This is a genomic window from Archangium gephyra, from assembly GCF_042230915.1.
Lineage (GTDB): Bacteria > Myxococcota > Myxococcia > Myxococcales > Myxococcaceae > Archangium > Archangium gephyra_B.
Window position 1 is genome coordinate 1,922,884 of sequence record NZ_CP102578.1, and the last position, 16,382, is coordinate 1,939,265.

At 70.7% G+C, this 16,382-nt stretch carries 11 protein-coding genes; 5 read left to right on the top strand and 6 right to left on the bottom strand.

Annotated features, from left to right (window positions below):
• Positions 1-251 precede the first annotated feature (251 nt).
• Entirely contained in the window at positions 252-1,604 is a 1,353-nt protein-coding gene (locus NR798_RS07710; protein ID WP_375770781.1) for a VWA domain-containing protein, read from the top strand.
• Positions 1,605-1,628: 24 nt separating this feature from the next.
• Here the strand turns inward: NR798_RS07710 and NR798_RS07715 are convergent, their stop codons facing one another.
• From NR798_RS07715 to NR798_RS07735, 5 genes are all read right to left on the bottom strand, one after another.
• Positions 1,629-3,323, bottom strand: coding sequence for a hypothetical protein (locus tag NR798_RS07715; protein WP_375770782.1), 1,695 nt, complete (start codon positions 3,321-3,323; stop codon positions 1,629-1,631).
• A gap of 100 nt (positions 3,324-3,423) precedes the next feature.
• Entirely contained in the window at positions 3,424-8,811 is a 5,388-nt protein-coding gene (locus tag NR798_RS07720; protein ID WP_375770783.1) for an AAA family ATPase, read from the bottom strand.
• 132 nt (positions 8,812-8,943) lie between these two features.
• Positions 8,944-10,002, bottom strand: coding sequence for a TIGR04500 family putative peptide maturation system protein (locus NR798_RS07725; protein ID WP_375770784.1), 1,059 nt, complete (start codon positions 10,000-10,002; stop codon positions 8,944-8,946).
• On the bottom strand, positions 9,999-11,018 hold the full coding sequence (locus tag NR798_RS07730; RefSeq protein WP_375770785.1) for an MvdC/MvdD family ATP grasp protein: 1,020 nt from the start codon (positions 11,016-11,018) through the stop codon (positions 9,999-10,001). Before NR798_RS07730 ends, NR798_RS07725 begins: the two co-directional genes overlap by 4 nt.
• A 78-nt stretch (positions 11,019-11,096) precedes the next feature.
• The gene (locus tag NR798_RS07735; protein WP_375770786.1) at positions 11,097-11,261 is read right to left on the bottom strand and encodes a hypothetical protein; all 165 of its coding nucleotides are present in this window, start codon (positions 11,259-11,261) and stop codon (positions 11,097-11,099) included.
• Positions 11,262-11,472: 211 nt separating this feature from the next.
• Here NR798_RS07735 and NR798_RS07740 point away from each other — a divergent pair, with 211 nt between their 5' ends.
• The 4 genes from NR798_RS07740 (at position 11,473) to NR798_RS07755 (ending at position 15,456) form a co-directional block, all read left to right on the top strand.
• Positions 11,473-13,107, top strand: a complete 1,635-nt coding sequence (locus NR798_RS07740) for a M28 family metallopeptidase (protein WP_375770787.1) — start codon at positions 11,473-11,475, stop codon at positions 13,105-13,107.
• A gap of 121 nt (positions 13,108-13,228) precedes the next feature.
• Positions 13,229-14,353 (top strand): transaldolase, encoded by a 1,125-nt coding sequence (tal, locus tag NR798_RS07745; RefSeq protein WP_375770788.1) that lies wholly within the window; start codon positions 13,229-13,231, stop codon positions 14,351-14,353.
• A gap of 15 nt (positions 14,354-14,368) precedes the next feature.
• Positions 14,369-15,076: a ribose-5-phosphate isomerase RpiA gene (gene rpiA, locus NR798_RS07750; protein WP_375770789.1), complete on the top strand. Its 708-nt coding sequence runs from the start codon at positions 14,369-14,371 to the stop codon at positions 15,074-15,076.
• Positions 15,077-15,186: 110 nt separating this feature from the next.
• Positions 15,187-15,456, top strand: a complete 270-nt coding sequence (locus tag NR798_RS07755) for a GlsB/YeaQ/YmgE family stress response membrane protein (protein WP_047855393.1) — start codon at positions 15,187-15,189, stop codon at positions 15,454-15,456.
• Positions 15,457-15,499: 43 nt separating this feature from the next.
• Here NR798_RS07755 and NR798_RS07760 read toward each other — a convergent pair whose 3' ends face one another.
• Positions 15,500-16,285, bottom strand: coding sequence for a pentapeptide repeat-containing protein (locus NR798_RS07760; RefSeq protein ID WP_375770790.1), 786 nt, complete (start codon positions 16,283-16,285; stop codon positions 15,500-15,502).
• Positions 16,286-16,382: the final 97 nt, after the last annotated feature.

The window sequence follows — 16,382 nt, forward strand, 5'->3', positions numbered from 1 at the left end:
GCACAGCGGTCTTCGGGGGCAGTACGGGGAAGTGGATCGGGGAGGCGCTACGGGGGTGGCGCCTCCCCGATTCTTTTTCCGGCGCACACGCCACACCGGCTCGGTTTTCCGAGGTGGAAAACCATCAGCGCCCCCTGCGCTTCTCCCCGCGCTGCGGGTGTCCGCCTCTCCGTGCGCTCGGGGAATCGCGAGGCAAGGCGCTTGCAGTCGCGCCGCCCCGATTCCCTCATCCCTCACCCGGAGGCACAACCATGAGACACAAGCTGTTCGGTCTCGGCGGGCTGCTCGTCGCACTGGCCCTGCTGTCCGCCTGTGGCGCGTCCACCCAAGGCAACACCGATGATGGCTCCTACTCGGAGGGCTCTTCCGGAGGCGTGTCCCCCGAGCCGAGCGCGCCGCCTCGGAGTGATGGGGATACGGCAGGAGCACCGGTTCCGGGAAGTGCGGGTCCGAGCACGGGCGGCACCTCGGAGCCGGGCGGGGGCGGCTCCAACACCCCGGCACCCGGCCAGCTCACCGCCGGAGACTGGGACGACAACCTCAACTTCTCCTTCTTCCAGAAGTACCTCACCGAGGCGCCCCAGGGGCTGCCCGCGCACCCCAGCGCCGATCGCGTGGTCATCACCGTGCGCGACGAGGAGGGCCGTCCCGTCCCCAATGCCCACGTCATCGTGGGGGATGCCGCGGGCAAGCGGCTCGAGGCGCCCACCGCCTCCGATGGCCGGCTGCTCTTCCTTCCCGCCCAGGATGGCGCGCAGGCCAACGGGGCCTTCTCGGTGACCGTGGCGCCTCCGCCCGGCCAGAGCGGCGTGCCGGTCACCACCTCCGTCGAAGGCACCGCGTGGAACCTCACCCTGCCGGGCGCTCGAGGCATCCTGCCCACCGAGCTGGACGTGGCCTTCGTGGTGGATGCCACCGGCAGCATGGGCGACGAGATCAACTACCTGAAGGCGGAGATCCAGAACATCGTCGACTCGGTGCGAAGCACCTACCCGGATGTCTCGGCGCGGTTCGCGCTGGTGATGTACCGCGATGAGGGGGATGAGTACGTCGTGCGGCCCTTCGACTTCACCTCGGACGTGGGCCTCTTCCGGCAGCGGCTGTCGGAGCAGGTGGCGAATGGTGGCGGCGACTACCCCGAGGCCATGGAGCGCGGGCTGGGCGCCATCCACCAGCTCTCGTGGCGCACAGGCAACACCGCGCGCCTCACCTTCCTGGTGGCCGACGCGCCCACGCACACGCAGCACTACCAGGCCTTCCTGCGCGAGGCCCACCGCGCCCGCCTCTCCGGCATCAAGGTGTACCCGGTCGCCGCCAGCGGCGTGGCCGACGAGGCCGAGTACCTGATGCGCCTCGCCGCCCAGCTCACCCTGGGCCGCTACATCTTCCTCACCAATGACTCGGGCATCGGCGGAGAGCACGCGGAGCCGCACATCCCCTGCTACCAGGTGCAGCTCCTCAAGCACCTGCTCGTGCGCGCCATCGGCTCCGAGCTGGCCGGACGGCGGCTGCCCGCCTCGGGGACGGACATCCTGCGCACCGTGGGCAACCCCGCGCAGGACGGCTCCTGCACGCGCGCGGATGGAACGGTGACGTACCTCTAAAGGGCGTGGGACCGCGCCTCCCCGCTACGGCTGGGGAGGTGGCGGGGCGCTCCGCGAGAGCGCGAAGTAGGAGGAGGGGCCCCGCTCATGGGCCTCCTGGAGCAGGCGCGGAATGTCCTCGCGCCGCGCCAGCCCCTTCTTGACGCCGTACACGTGCGCGTACCCGCGGAGATAGCGCACGAGGTACACGTCATACGCCTCGCGCATCTGGCTGAGGAACTCGGTGGCTACCAGCGGCGCCAGCTTCACGTGGTCCACGGCGAGCTCGTCGTAGGACTTGCCGGAGGCGGTGAGCAGCGGGCGGTACTGCGGCAGCACCAGGTCGCGCAGGGGCCCGGTGACGGCGACGACGTCCTGCCCCGGGCCACTCCGCACCCCGGACACATCCAGGGTCCAGTCGTGGTGGAACATGACGAGGTCCGGAGCCAGCTCCCGCAGGAAGTCCGCGGTGGGAGGCTTCCGGGCTGTCTCTCGCGTGTTGAGGCCCACCAGGTCCACCACCTGGGCCTCGGTCCAGAAGGGCAGGCGCCCGGCCTCCGTCAGCGCCACCACGGTGCCTCGGTCCAGCCGTCTGCCCAGCGCGAAGGAGAAGCGATCCATGTAGGGATCGAACGGCGCGCGCACGAGGGTGTCCCGGAGCAGCCAGACCTGGGGAAGGCAGGCACAGACGAGCGCCACCAGGAAGGCGACCCGCGCGCTTCCACCGCCCGGGGCGGACGTGGGCCCGGCGAGCAGCAGTTGGAGGGCGAGCAGCAGCGCGAGCAGGGCGGGGGCCTGGAAGCGCATGGCGATGTTCTGGCTGGGCACCCCGAGGCTCAGCAGGGCGACGTGCAGGGCGAACGGGGCGAGCCCCAGCAGGTAGGGCCTCACGTCCGTCAGCCCCTCGCGCGACAGGAAGAGGAGGGTGGCGGCGAGGAAGACGACGAGCGGGGCGGCGAGCTGGCACAGCCAGGCCAGGTTCTCCCCCAGGCCGGGCAGGGGCGAGGGGGCGTGGGACTTCACGTAGAGGGGCAGGGGCAGCAGCTCGCCGAAGTAGGTGGCGCGCCAGACGAAGTAGCCGGCTCCCACGAGCGCGCAGACGCCCATGACGCGCACGAAGCGTCCGCGTTGTCCCGGCGGGGCTCGCACGAGCGCCAGCAGCGTCATGCCCACGCCGATGACCACCCCATCCGGACGCACCAGTGCCAGCAGCAGTCCGGCGACGGGTACGAGCCGCCGCACGCGCTCGGAGCGGGCCGTGAACAGCCGGTAGGTGAGGAGCGCCACCCCTCCATAGAACATGCTGCTGAAGCCGACGTACGCCGCCGTGGCCGCCGCCGTCACCAGCAGCACCCCGGGTGCCAGCAGCAGGTGCCAGTGACGCCGCGGCTCGAGCTCGCGCAGGGGCACGGCGCTCAGGAGGAGCCCCGTGCAGAGCGCGGCCCCCAGGGCATTGGCCACCACGGCCGCCACCGCCACGTCCAACCCCAGCGCGTTGAGCGCGGCCAGGGTGACCATCCAGAGGAAGTCCGTGGCGCCCTCCGCCGGGGGTCCTCCCGGGTTGAAGGCGATGCCGTAGCCGTCCGCCAGGTTCCGCGCATACCGGAAGAGGATGTAGGCGTCCTCGTGCGGGAAGCGGTGCTGGAGGTAGTTCAGACCGAGGGCCAGCGAGGCGAGCCCGACGCTGGTGACGACCAGCGCTGGCAGCAGCACCTGGCGTTGAAGGGCGGGAGGAGCCATGGCACCTGGGGTGGGAGCCGAGGGGCCGGCTCGGTGCTCATGCTGCCGCAGGGGTCCGGACGGGTAAAGCGGACCGTCACGTCCCTGGAGGTGGCTCCCGTCAGCCGTTGGACGGAGCCCGCGCGAGCTCACCCGGGAGCGCGACGGTGAACTCCGCGTATTTCCCCTCCTCGGACTCCAACCGCAGCCTGCCGCCGAGCGCGATGACGATTTCATGGCTGAGCGACAGGCCCAGCCCGGTGCCCTCGCCCGCCGGCTTGGTGGTGAAGAAGGGCATGAAGATCTTGTCCTTCACCGAGGCGGGGACTCCATTGCCGTTGTCGCGCACCCGGATCTCCACCTCGGAGCCCGTCCAGCGCGTGGCCACCTTCAGCCGGGCCTGCTCCGCCGTCCCATGCCGGGCCTTGTGCGCCGCGTAGCAGGCGTTGTCCAGCAGGTTGAGGATGACGCGGCTCAGGTCCTCGGGCACCAGCTGGCACGGCGGCACGGTGTCGTCGAAGGCGGTGTCGATCGTCACCTGGCGCGGAGGACGCATGGCGCGCAGGGCGTGTTGGACGAGCCGGACGGCCTCCTCCACGAGCGGGTTGATGGGGGTGGGCTGCGCCTCTCCCCGGTTGCTGCGCGCGTGCCGCAGCATCCCGTTGATGATGCCGCTGGCCCGCTGTTCGTGCTCGCACACCTTGGAGATGTTCTGCTCCAGCTCCTCCAGCACGGGGCCCGTCTCCTCCCGCCGCTCCACCATGTCGCGCAGCTCCCGCACCAGCTCCAGCGAGAGCTCGGAGAAGTTCTTCACGAAGTTGAGGGGATTCTTCAGCTCGTGGGCGATGCCCGCGGTGAGCGAGCCGAGGAAGGCGAGCTTCTCCTGGGTGATGATCTGCGCCTGCATCGTCTTGAGGCTCTCCAGCGCGCGCTGCAGCTCGGCGTTCTGGGAGTGCATCTGCTCGGTGCGCTCCTGGACGCGCTGCTCGAGCGTGCGGTTGGACTGCTCGAGCTTGCGGTAGAGCCCGGCGTTCTCGATGGAGATGGCGGCCTGGGCCGACAGCAGGCCCACCGCCTTGAGGCGGTTGGCGTTGAAGGCGCCCGCGATGAGGTTGTTCTCCAGGTAGACGAGGCCGAGCAACTGCCGGCGGTGGAGGATGGGGATGCAGAGCACCGAGCGGACGTGGTGGCCGGCGATGTAGGGGTCCCCGCGGAAGGGCTCCTGGGCGGAGGCATCGTCGAGGAGCAGGTGGCTGCCGGTGCTCAGCACCAGCTCGGCGATGGTCTGGCAGAGCGCGTCGCTCTGGGCGATGCGCGTCACGGGAAGCAGCGGGGCGCTGCCCCTGCCCATCTCTCCCGAGGCCTCGACGAAGAAGTCCCCCTCCCGCTGGAGCACCAGCACGCCGCGCTGGGCGCCCGCGCTCTCCATGAGGATGTCCACGAGGTTGGCGGCGAGCTGCGGGAAGTGCAGCTCGCCGGAGATGGCCTGGGAGGCCTTCATCACCGAGGTCACATCGAGCACCTCGGTGAGCGAATCGGTGGTGCTGGTCAGGTCCGAGGAGGACGCGAGCTCCGAGTACTCGCCTCCCCCGGGCCGTGCCACGGAGAGGCCGGCGGGCTGGCGGTTGTGCTCCCAGGCCCGCAGGGTGCCACCGTAGGATTGCAGGAGGTGCGCCTGCTCGGCGGCGAGCAGATGGACCTTGCCCACCGCGCCCCACCGCTCATACGCGTTGAGGGCTTCCACCAGGTAGGCGGCGGCCAGGGGTGGGCGGTGCAGGTCCGCCTGGAAGCGGCAGGCCAGCTCGCAGGCGATGGCCTCCACGCTGGTGAAGCCGCTGGCGCGCGCCGCGGCGATGGCTTCCTCGTAGCGGGTGTGCGCCTCGACGTGCCGCCCCCCCACGCGGGCGAGCTCCGCGCGGACCAGCAGGAGGAAGGGCGAGAAGTTCCCCGGCGCACGCCCGGCGCACTTCTCCAGGAAGGCGCACGCGTGCTCCATCGTCTCGAGCAGCCGGGGCTTCCGGTCCTCGGTGGCACCCCGGTACACCCCGGCCGCGCTCAGCGCCGAGTAGAAGGCGTGCACGGTCAGCAGGAAGTCCCCGGGGAGCGAGGGCATCAGCGCGGCCCCCTCCTCCGCCAGTGCCAGGGCCTGGTCGAGCTGGCGCAGCAGGTAGTGCTGCTTGAGCAGCAGCACCACCCGGTACGCCTGGCTCCCCGGTGATTGGATGGAGAGCGGCTGCCGGGGCTCCTCGGGGGCGCCGCTCAGCAGCAGCAACGTCTGCCGGAACGTCTCGATGATGGAGAGGTTGTCGGGATCCTTCCGGGCCCCGAGCTGGGCGATGAACCGCTGGTTCTCCGCCAGGCTCTCCTGGAGGGGCGCTCCCAGGGCGAAGCGCCGCCAGGAGAGGACGGAGAAGCAATGTCCCGCGTGCTGCCAGTCGCCACTCTCCAGCAGCGTCTTGTAGGCCTCGGCGAGCTGGCCGATGCCGGTGCGCGTGCTGTGCGTCCAATGGGCGATGAAGCTCGAATGCAGGTAGAGGGCCCGCGCGTATTGCATCGGGTCGCGGAAGCGTGTGGCGAGCTCGAGGGCGAGCTGGCTGAAGCGCTGGCCGGAGAGGGGATCGTCCAGGAAGGCCGAGAGCACGAGGCCATGGACGACGTACGCATAGGGCGAGAAGCGGCTGTTGCCGTATTCCAGGCTCAGCCTGACGTGCCGGAGCGCCACGAGGACGAAGAGCTTGGGCGAGACGAGGTAGGCGGGGGCCGACATGGCGCCCAGCAGCTCGGAGGCGAGCATCGCGTTCGGGTCGCTCATCGTGGGCAGGCCGAGCAGCTCCGCGGCGTCCCGGCCCGCCAGCGTGGCCGTCATCTCCCGCAGCTCCGAGGCGAGGGTGGCGTCATCGGGTGCCGCGGGAAGCTCGATTCCGAGCAGGCGCAGGCCCTCGCGGGCAAGCTCCAGCGACTCGGTGTGCCGGGCGCTGAGGCTGCTCAGGATGGCCTGCAGGCAGAGGACACTGGCCCGCTGGGCCGGAGTCCGCGCCCGGGCGAGCAGCGTGGAGAAGCCGGAGACCGCCGTCTCGACCTCGCCGGCCAGGTACTGCGACTCGGTGAGCTCCTTCAGCAGCGCGAAGGTCCGCTCGTGCTCCTGCTCCCGGGCCGCCGAGGGGATGAGCCGTTCGCCGGTCCGCAGGAAGTCGCAGGCGGTGCGGTAGGCGCCCGAGGTCTTCGCGCGCCGGCCCGCGGCCAGGTGGAGATCGGCCAGCTCGAGCCGCAGCGCGTCCGGGCCGATGCGCTCCGGCGCGTGGCCCAGGTGCGGAAGGATGGCGAAGACCCGCTCGTCGAGCGTCTTCGTGGCGCGGGCATCCTCGTACAGGCGCAGGCCCACCTGCAGATGGCGCGTGGTGCGCTCGTCCTCGGGAAGGAGCGAATAGGCCGTCTGCCGGACCCGGTCATGCACGAAGCGGAAGGACACGTCCAGGTCCGGGGGCACCACCCCGCCGCCCTGCGGGTCCAGCAGCACGTAGTCCTTGCTGAGTGGGAGCACGAGCCTGTGCTCGATGGCGGTCCAGAGGGCGCGTGCCGTCTCTCCGGCCGAAGTCCCCCGGGCCACCGTGAGATCCCGGAAGCCAAACGTCACGCCCAGACACGCCGCGAGCTGGAGCAGGGACTGGGTCTCCGCGGGCAGTCGGCGGCTCTCGGCCTCCATCAGCGTGGCCACGTCGTCCGGGAGTCCCTCGGACTCGATGCGGGCGAGGTCCCACCCCCACTGGCGGCTGCGCGGATCGAAGCGGAGCAGCGACCGCTCGTGCAGGAAGCGCAGGAACGTCATGACGGAGAAGGGGTTGCCGCCCGTCCTGGAGTGGATGAGGCGCGCCAGCTCCAACCCCTGTCTGGTCTCCACGGCGGTGCTCTCACACACCATCCGGGCGACTTCCTTGAGGCCGAGCGGCTCCAGGTGGAGCTGCTCCCAGGCCGTGCCCGAGGCGCGCAGCTCCTCGAGCGCGAGGGGGAGGGGGTGGGCGGTGGAGACCTCGGCATCGCGCCAGGCGCCGACGAGCAGCAGGTGCTGGGTGGCCAGCTCCCGGGCGAGGGTCTGCAGCAGCGCGAGGGTGGCGCTGTCGCTCCACTGCAGGTCATCCAGGAAGAGGGCGAGGGGGCGCTCGGGCGTGGCGAACGCCTGGAGCGTGCGCGCGAGCACCAGCATGAGGCGGTACCTGGACTCGGAGGCGGGCAGGGGCGCGGGCGGAGGTTGCTCGCCCAGCAGCGCGCGGGTGTCGGGGACGGCCTCGACGAGGACGGCGGTGTTCGCCCCGAGCACCTCCTGGAGGCGCGCGCGCATGAGGGCCGTCTCCGCCTTGCCCTCGCCGAGCGTCTGCCGCACCAGGTGCTGCAGGGCCTGGTGGACGGCATCGAAGGGCTCGCTGCGCAGCAGCTGATCACACTTGCCCATGGCCACGCGGCCCCGGCTGGTGGCCGTCACCCGGTACAGCTCGTTGACGAGCGAGGACTTGCCAATGCCCGCCGGGCCGGAGATGAGCAGGAGCTGGCCGTTGCCGGCCGCGGCGCGCACATAGGTGCGGGTCAGCACGGCGACGTCCGCGTCGCGTCCGTGCAGCCCCTGCGGCGGGCGGAACTGCTGGGGCTGGTCCGAGAGGCCCAGGGGAAAAGGCGGGAGCGTGCCTCTCTCGCGCAGTTGGCGCTGGCACTGCTCAAGGTCGGCGATGAGGCCCCAGGTGCTCTGGTAGCGGTCCTCCGGCGCCTTGGCCAGCAGCTTGAGCACGATGGCGGCGAGGCCCTCCGGCACCTCGGGGTTGAGGTCGCGCGGCGAGGGCGGCATCTGGGCGACGTGCGCGTGGAGCAGCTCCAGCGGCGCGTGGGTGGCGAAGACGCGGCGGTGCGTGAGCAGCTCGAAGAAGGTGGCGCCCAGGGCGTAGAAGTCCGCGCGGGAGTCCACGCCCCGGTTCATGCGGCCGGTCTGCTCGGGCGCCATGTAGGCCAGCGTGCCCGTCAGGTGCGTGGGGAGCTCGGGGGTGACGGTCTCCAGCGACAGCCCCACCGAGAGGGAGAAGTCGGTGATCTTCACCACCCCGGTGGCGGGATTGATGATGATGTTGTGCGGCTTGATGTCCTTGTGGATGACGCCCTGCTGGTGGATGTGCCCCAGCGCCGCGCTGATGCGCACGGCGAGCTCGAGGAAGGTGCTCACGTCCAGGGGGCCCCGCTCGTCCAGCAACTGGCGCAGGGAGATGCCCCCGAAGTCCTCCAGGACGAGCGCCGCCCGGTCGGGGAACTCCTCCAGCCCGAGGACCTGGACGATGCCCTCTCCCTCGACACGGCGGGCGAGGGCGTACTCCCGGCGGAGCTCCAGCGTGCGGCGCCGGTCGAGGTAGTCGCTGCCGGTCAGCTTGAGGATGACCGGGCACTGATCCTCGAGCCGCGTGGCCCGGAAGAGCGTCGAGCGATGGCTGGAATGGAGTTGCTCGTGAAGGGTGTACCCCGCCCGGTGCGCCACTGCTTCTCCTTCGAGGGCCCCTGTCGGTTGCTTCGCTGGAAGGCCACGCCAGGGTGGCATGGTACCCCACCCTCCTGGCTCCGCGAGGAATGGGCCATTGTGGCGCCGCTCACTCCCCCGGAGAGGGGCGCGTCACAGCGACATGGCTGGCAGCTCGGCGGCCTCGGCGGCGCCCCAGAACCACTCCACGCGCGCGCGGCGCCGGCGCTCGGCGAGCCACTCCTCGAAGAGGCTGTCCCGCACCTGCTCGCGGGTGGCCTCGTCGAACCGGGCCGGGAGGAAGCGCAGCACGCGCACCAGCTCGTAGCCCTCGCCGCTGGGGATGGGCTCGGCCAGCTGTCCGGGCGGGGTGGAGAAGAGCCGCTCCGCCTGCTCCGGCTCCAGCTCCCCGCGCTGCAGCGTGGTGAAGAGCTCGCCCACGCCCCCCCGCTCCAGGAAGTCCACCTGGGCCCGCTCGAGGAACCGGCCGGGTTCCTCGCTCAGCTGCTCGTACAGCCGCCAGGCTTCGTCCTGGTGGGGGACGGACAGCCGCGCGACCTGGATGCGCTCGAAATCGGTGCGGTGGCTCTGGAACCAGGCCTCCTCACAGCCCGCGGCCACCCGGCGGCGCAGCTTCTCGCGGGACACCTCCTCACGCAGGTGCTGCTCGAGCTGCACCTGGGTGGTGCCATGCTCGGCCATCCAGCGCTCCACCTCTTCCACGCTGAAGAGCCGCCGCTTCTTGCGGAAGCCGAGCAGCGCCTCGGCGAGCTCCTCGTCGGTGACCACCAGCCCGCTGTCGCGGATCTCCTGGTCGATGAGGCTCATGTGGATGAGGTGCCGGCCGATGTGCAGGGTGCTCCAGGCATGGTCCAGCGAGGTGATGGCCTGGTTGATGAAGACGGGGTCATCGTTGACGCGCAGGACGAGCGACTCGTTGACGCGCTGGAGGCCTCGCGCCGGCCAGGGAAGCTCCTCGTCCGCGCAGTAGCTCAGCGAGTAGGTGCCTCCGTCATCGGCCATGAGGATGTCGTAGTGGACCGAGCCCCCGTAGGTCTCCTGCTCCCAGACCATGTTCATCCAGTGGCCCGGGTGGCGGGCCTTCAAGGCCTGGAAGGACTCCTGGGCCTGCTCGGGGTCGAGGCGCTCCTCGCGCCACTTCACCAGGGCGGCGAGTGCGTCGCGGACGGCCGCGGAGAGGGACTCGTTCATGGGTGGGCCTCCAGGGCGGGGGATGGGTAGGGCGAGGGGGAATGGCCAGCGGGGTCCAAGAGCGTGGTGCAAAGAGCGTCGGCGATGGGCAGGCCGGTCTCGTCTTGGATCCACAGCCACTGGCCGTTGGGGTTGATCTCTAGGAAGACGTAGCGGCCGTCGGGGGTGACGATCATGTCGATGGCGCCGAAGCGCAGCCCCAGGCGCGCGACCAGCTCCAGACAGGCGCGGCGGATGGCGCCGGGCAGGCGGTGCACGCGGTAGGGGGTGTGCCCCCAGTCGTAGTGGCGCCAGTCGAGCTGGGTGCGGCGGGTGGCCTGGGAATGGATCTCCGCGGCGAGCACCTCGTCACCGGTGACGGTGATGCGCAGCTCGAAGCGTTTGGGAACCTGGGCCTGGAAGAGCATGGGGCTGTGGCGCAGGCGCCGCGCGTAGCCCACGTCGCGGGTGGTGACGGCCTGCGTGTAGCGCATCAGCGTCCCGCCGGTGCGCTGGCTGGCGGCCATGATGTTGCTGGGGAACTTGTCGATGATGTGTCCGCCGTGCTGGCGGTAGAAGTCCAGGAACTCGTCGGGGTCGCTGGTGATGAGCGAGGGCGGAATCTCCAACCCGAGCTCCGTGGCCAGTTGGAGCTGCAGCTGCTTGTTGTCGGCGCGCCGGATGGCATGGATGGGGCCGGGCAGCCAGGGGATGTCCAGCGCATTCCAGGTGTCCTGGAGGATGCGCAAGCACTCGTCCTCCGAGTAGCTCCTGAGCAGGGGATCGGAGATGGAGCCGGGGAGCAGGGGTTTGCCCGGCCGGCGCAGCCAGCCCGCGGTGCACTCCGTCAGGTCGAGCTTCTCGCCGCCCCGCTTCAACCAGACGTGCTTGCGGCCCGCGCGGTATTCGGTGGACAGCGACGCGGTGCCAGGAAATTCGGTCCAGTCGAAGCGGCAGACGCGGGCGCCGCGTTGCCGCAGCTTGCTCTCCACGACATTCGCGTGCGGGTCCTGGGGCTCGGTCAGGATGAGGATCATGGTGCCTTCAGCAGGGGGAAAACGGACTCGCCTGGCCAGCGTCCCCGCGGGCCAGGCGAGTCCGGAAGAGGCTCGGGACTACTCGTCGCAGTCACAGCACGCGGTACACGTGCCACCCTGGCTCGCCATGCCACCCGCCACGTTCTTGAGCTCAACTTCGCTGAGCTCGCGCTCGCCCAACCGCTTCTGGTTCGCGTCGATGTCGTTGAGCTGCAGACGGGCACGCTTGTCGTTCTTCTTCATGACGTTCTCCTTGGGGGGATGCGGCCCCCGGGGCTTCCGGGGTGTCGCTTTCAACGTCCTGATGGATGTGAACGTGGGCGGATGTGACAGGACCCGGTAGAAAAAAACCGGAGCGCCGCCGGAGGGCTGGAAATGATCCGCTCCGCCGGGAGTTGGGGGCCGCGCTGTTTTTTCCGTGCCCGGGCTCCTCCGGGCCGAAAGCGAGTCCCCCATGCGCCGTTCTCCTCGTACCCCGCTTCTCGCCGCGCTCGCCCTGCTGAGCGCCCCCGCCGCCCGTGCCGCCGATGCACCCGCTCCGAATGGGACGAGCTGGTGGAAGCACGTGGAGTTTCTCGCCAGCGATGCGCTGGAGGGACGGGAGACGGGCAGCGAGGGTTACCGCAAGGCCGCGGCCTATGTCACCGAGCAGCTCGCGGCCGCCGGGGTGAAGCCCGGGGCGGGGGACAGCTACCTCCAGGAGATAGCGCTGGTGTCGCGCCGGTTGGTGGAGGAGCGCTCGCGGCTGGCGCTGGTGCGCGAGGGCAAGGAGACGCGGCTGACGCTCGGCCAGGACGCCATCATCTCCTCCCGGACGGGGGAGGCGGGCGCGGTCGACGCCCCCATGGTGTTCGTGGGCTACGGCCTGTCCATCCCCGAGGCTGGTCACGATGACCTCGCGGGCATGGACCTCCAGGGGAAGATCGCCGTCGTCCTCCAGGGAGGCCCCGAGAAGGTCTCGGGCGCGCTGCGTGCCCACCATGGCTCCACGAGCGAGCGCGTGAAGGCGCTGAAGAAGGCGGGGGCGGTGGGGCTCGTCACGCTGCAGAACCCCAAGCTGGTGGAGGTCCCCTGGGAGCGCGCCGCGGGGGCGCGCAAGCAGCCCTCGATGATGTTCGCGGACCCGGCCCTCAACGATGACGAGGGGCTGAAGGTGAGCGTCGTCGTCAACATGGCCCACGCGCAGAAGCTGTTCGCGGGTGCTCCGCACACCTATGACGCGCTGGTCGCGCTGGCGAACGCGGACAAGCCGATGCCGAGGTTCGAGCTGCCCGCGCGCCTGAAGGCCGAGGTCGCCTTCGAGACCGCGCCGGTAAAGGCCGCCAACGTCGTGGGCGTACTGCCCGGGAGCGATCCGAAGCTCGCGGGGGAGTACGTGGTCATCTCCGCGCACCTGGACCACGTAGGCGTGGGCGAGCCGGTGAAGGGGGACCGCATCTACAACGGTGCCATGGACAACGCCTCGGGCGTGGCGGCGGTGCTCGAGGTGGCGCGGGTGCTCCAGGGCTCGGCGCAAAAGCCGAAGCGTTCGGTGCTCTTCGCCCTGGTGGCGGGCGAGGAGAAGGGCCTGCTGGGCGCGAAGTACTTCGCGGCCCGTCCCACGGTGCCGGCGGCGGGGCTGCTGGCGGACCTCAACATGGACATGTTCCTGCCGCTCGTCCCCTTCACCCACGTGGTGGCCTACGGCCAGGAGGAGTCCTCGCTGGGCGCGTCGCTGAAGCAGGTGGCGGCCTCCCATGGGGTGAAGGTGCAGGCGGATCCGCAGCCCAACCGCATGGGCTTCGTGCGCAGCGACCAGTACGCCTTCATCCGCGAGGGCGTGCCGGCCCTGGCCTTCAAGTTCAGCGCCGAGCCGGGCTCGAAGGAGGAGCAGCAGCTGCGGCAGTGGTACCGCGAGCGCTACCACGCGCCCTCGGATGACCTCGCCCAGCCGGTGAACAAGGAGGGCGCGGCGAAGTTCGTCCGGATGCTGGCCGACCTCGCCCGCACCGTGGCGGACGCGCCCGAGCGCCCGAGCTGGAACGGGACCAGCTTCTTCCGCCGCTTCGCCAAGGGCGAGGCGCGGGGGAGCACGGGCTCCCAGCCGTAGCCGCTTCACCCGCCCGCGGGGGAGGGAGGCGGGCCCGGGGCTGCGCGCCCAGGCCCGGGTGTGCACCTTCAACCGGAGAGGGGCGCGGGCCGCCCGCGCCTCACGGAAGGAGGTCCGAGCCATGCTCGCGACCCAGGCACTGCACGACGCCGGCCAGAGCTTGTGGCTGGATTTCATCAACCGCGAGCTGCTCGACGACGGCCGGCTGGAGCATTACCTCCGGGACCTGTCCGTCACCGGGCTCACCTCCAATCCCACCCTCTTCGACCAGGCCCTGCGCCATGGGCCTGCCTATGACGCCTCCATCCTCGCTGGGCTCTCGCGCGGGCGAGGGCGTGAGCACCCCACCTCCCGGGCCGGCCTGGAGGAGCTCTTCTTCCGGCTCGCTCTGGAGGACCTCTCCCGCGCGGCCGCGCTCTTCCGGCCCATCCACCAGCGCACCGGGGGCATGGACGGTTGGGTGTCCCTGGAAGTGTCGCCGCTGCTCGCCTGGTCGACGATGCCCACCGTCACCCAGGCCATCTCCCTGCACGAGCAGGCGGGGCTGCCCAACCTCTTCATCAAGATTCCCGGGACTCCCCCGGGCCTGGGCGCCATCGAGGAGGCCACCTTCGCGGGCGTGCCCATCAACGTGACGCTCCTCTTCTCGATGGAGCAGTACCTGGCGGCCGCGGACGCGTACTTGAAGGGCCTGGAGCGCCGGCTGGAGGCGGGGCTCTCCCCCGAGGTGCATTCGGTGGCCTCCCTCTTCGTCAGCCGCTGGGACAAGGCCGTGGAGGGGCAGGTTCCAGAGTCGCTGCGCAACCGGCTGGGCATCTCGGTGGCCGAGCGCACCTACCGGGCCTACTGTGAGCTGCGCGAGAGCGCACGCGTCCGCCGGTTGCTGTCCGAGGGCGCGCCGGTGCAGACGTTGCTCTGGGCGAGCACCGGCACCAAGGATCCCTCGGCCCGGGACACCCTCTACGTGGAGGCACTCGCCGCTCCGGACACCATCAGCACGATACCGGAAGGCACGCTGCTGGCCTTCGCCGACCATGGCCGGTTGGGACCGCTGCTGTCGCACGAGGAGTGGGAGAGCGACGAGGTGCTGGAGGAGTTCAAGACCGTGGGCGTGGAGCTCGAGGGGCTGGCCGTGCAGCTCCAGCGCGAGGGGGCGGACTCGTTCGTGAAGTCCTGGAACAGCCTGCTGGCATGCCTCACGGAGAAGACGGGGCGGCTGAAGGAAGAGCAGCCCGGCGCGCGTTGAGGTAAGGCCGCCACCATGTCCGCACCCGGAGAGAGTGACGTCGCCCGCTTCAAGCGTCTGGCCGCCGAGCGCGCGGTGGAGTCCATCCAACCGGGCATGGTGGTGGGGCTCGGCTCGGGCAGCACGGCGGCCTTCGTGGTGCACCGGCTGGCCGCCCTGCGCGCCGAGGGCAAGCTGAGCGGCGTGGTGGGTGTGCCCACCTCGGTGGGGACGGAGGAGCTGGCGCGCTCGCTGGGAGTGCCCCTCACCACGCTGGAGGAGCACCCGGTGGTGGACCTCACCATCGACGGGGCGGACGAGGTGGACTCGCACCTGCGGCTCATCAAGGGCGGAGGCGGGGCACTGCTGCGCGAGAAGATCGTCGCCCAGGCGAGCCGGCGGGTGCTCATCGTGGTGGATGCGGGCAAGCTGTCGCCCCGGTTGGGCACGCACTGGCCGGTGCCGGTGGAGGTGCTGCCCTTCGGCTGGCGCTCGCAGGCGCTCTTCCTGGAGGGGCTCGGTGCGCGCATCACCCCGCGCCAGGGACGGGACGGGACTCCCTACCGCACGGACCAGGGCAACCTCGTCCTCGATTGTGCCTTCGGTCCCCTCGAGCATCCGGAGGAGCTGGCCATGCGGCTAGAGGCCCGGGCCGGCATCGTGGAGCATGGCCTGTTCATTGGCCTGACCTCCGAGCTGGTGGTGGCCGGGCCGGATGGGGTGGAGCACCGTCGCCCCGCATGAGGCCTGTCCAGGCAGGCGGGCGGAGTGGGGCTCTCCTGCCTGCCTGTTCCCTCGGCTCGCCGTGCTCGGGTGCTTACCTGTTGGGGGACTCGAACTGGGGGGTAGTTCTCATGACCATCGAAACACTCGTCATCTGGCTCGTCGTCGGCCTCATCGCGGGCTGGCTGGCCTCGGCGGTAGTGGGTGGCGGTTACGGCATCGTGGGAGACATCGTCATCGGTGTCGTGGGCGCCTTCATCGGCGGCTGGCTCTTCCGGGCACTTGGCGTCGGCGCACCCGGAAGCGGCATTGTGTCCACGATCATCGTCGCCTTCGTGGGAGCGTGTGTCCTGCTCCTGCTACTCCGGGCGCTCCACCGCACGCGTTACCGCTCCACATGAGCTGAGCCCTCCGCGATGAGGGGCTTCTCCGCCCGGGCCCGGTTCACCCGGGCTCGGGCGGGACGAAGCCCTTCACCCGGTGGAGGTTGGCGCCGTGGAAGCTGGCGCCGGTGAGGGTCGCGGCGGAGAAGCTGGCGCGCTCCAGGTTGGCGTTGTCGAAGCAGGCATTCGTCAGGGTGGCCCGGTCGAGCTGGGCCCTGTCGAGGTTGGCTTCGCGGAGGTTGGCGCCCTCGAGGCGGCTGTCGCGCAGGTCCGCCTTCTCGAGGTTGGCCGAGCGCAGGTCCGCGTACGTGAGGTTGGCCCCATCGAGGTCCACGCCCTCCAGGTTGGCGCGCCGCAGGTTCACGCGGGTGAGGTTGGCCTCGCTCAGCCGGGCATCCTCCAGGTTGCAGCCCTCCAGGTTGGAGCCGTCCAGGTTCGCGCGGGCCAGGTCCGCGCCCTCCAGGTTGGAGCCCTGCGCGTTGATACCGGCGAGGTTGGCGCCGACGAGCCGCGCGCCCTCCAGGTTGCAGCCCGCGAGGTTGCAGCCCGCCAGGAGGACTTCCCGCATGTCGGCGTGCTCCAGGTTGGCCCCGCGCAGCTGGGCCTCCAGGAGGTTGGCACCGGAGAGGTTGGTGTTCTCCAGGTTGGCGCCCCGCAGGTTCGCCCCGCGCAGGCTCACCTGCCGCAGGTTCATGTCCTCCAGGTTCGCCCCCGACAGGTCCACCCCGTCGAGCACGGCCTTGGTGAGGTCCAGCCGGGCCTCGGCCGCCGCTTCCAGGGCCTCGCGCAGGTCTCCCTCGTGGCTGAACAGCTCGGTGCCCTCCTTGTTCTTGATGTGCGTCGTCATCGCTCGTCCTCCGGTTGAAGTGACGCGGGCCAATGTACGGGGCGGCCCCCGGCACGGGTATGACCCGGGATGCCGGAAAGCATGACCGAGCGTGCCA

What these genes read in the sequence shown, in the direction of transcription:
- NR798_RS07715 (WP_375770782.1), bottom strand. Translation starts at nt 3,323, where the DNA reads ATGGCTCCTCCCGCCCTTCAACGCCAGGTGCTGCTGCCAGCGCTGGTC.
- NR798_RS07760 (WP_375770790.1), bottom strand. Translation starts at nt 16,285, where the DNA reads ATGACGACGCACATCAAGAACAAGGAGGGCACCGAGCTGTTCAGCCAC.
- tal (WP_375770788.1), top strand. Translation starts at nt 13,229, where the DNA reads ATGCTCGCGACCCAGGCACTGCACGACGCCGGCCAGAGCTTGTGGCTG.
- NR798_RS07740 (WP_375770787.1), top strand. Translation starts at nt 11,473, where the DNA reads ATGCGCCGTTCTCCTCGTACCCCGCTTCTCGCCGCGCTCGCCCTGCTG.
- NR798_RS07725 (WP_375770784.1), bottom strand. Translation starts at nt 10,002, where the DNA reads ATGAACGAGTCCCTCTCCGCGGCCGTCCGCGACGCACTCGCCGCCCTG.
- NR798_RS07755 (WP_047855393.1), top strand. Translation starts at nt 15,187, where the DNA reads ATGACCATCGAAACACTCGTCATCTGGCTCGTCGTCGGCCTCATCGCG.
- NR798_RS07710 (WP_375770781.1), top strand. Translation starts at nt 252, where the DNA reads ATGAGACACAAGCTGTTCGGTCTCGGCGGGCTGCTCGTCGCACTGGCC.
- rpiA (WP_375770789.1), top strand. Translation starts at nt 14,369, where the DNA reads ATGTCCGCACCCGGAGAGAGTGACGTCGCCCGCTTCAAGCGTCTGGCC.
- NR798_RS07735 (WP_375770786.1), bottom strand. Translation starts at nt 11,261, where the DNA reads ATGAAGAAGAACGACAAGCGTGCCCGTCTGCAGCTCAACGACATCGAC.
- NR798_RS07730 (WP_375770785.1), bottom strand. Translation starts at nt 11,018, where the DNA reads ATGATCCTCATCCTGACCGAGCCCCAGGACCCGCACGCGAATGTCGTG.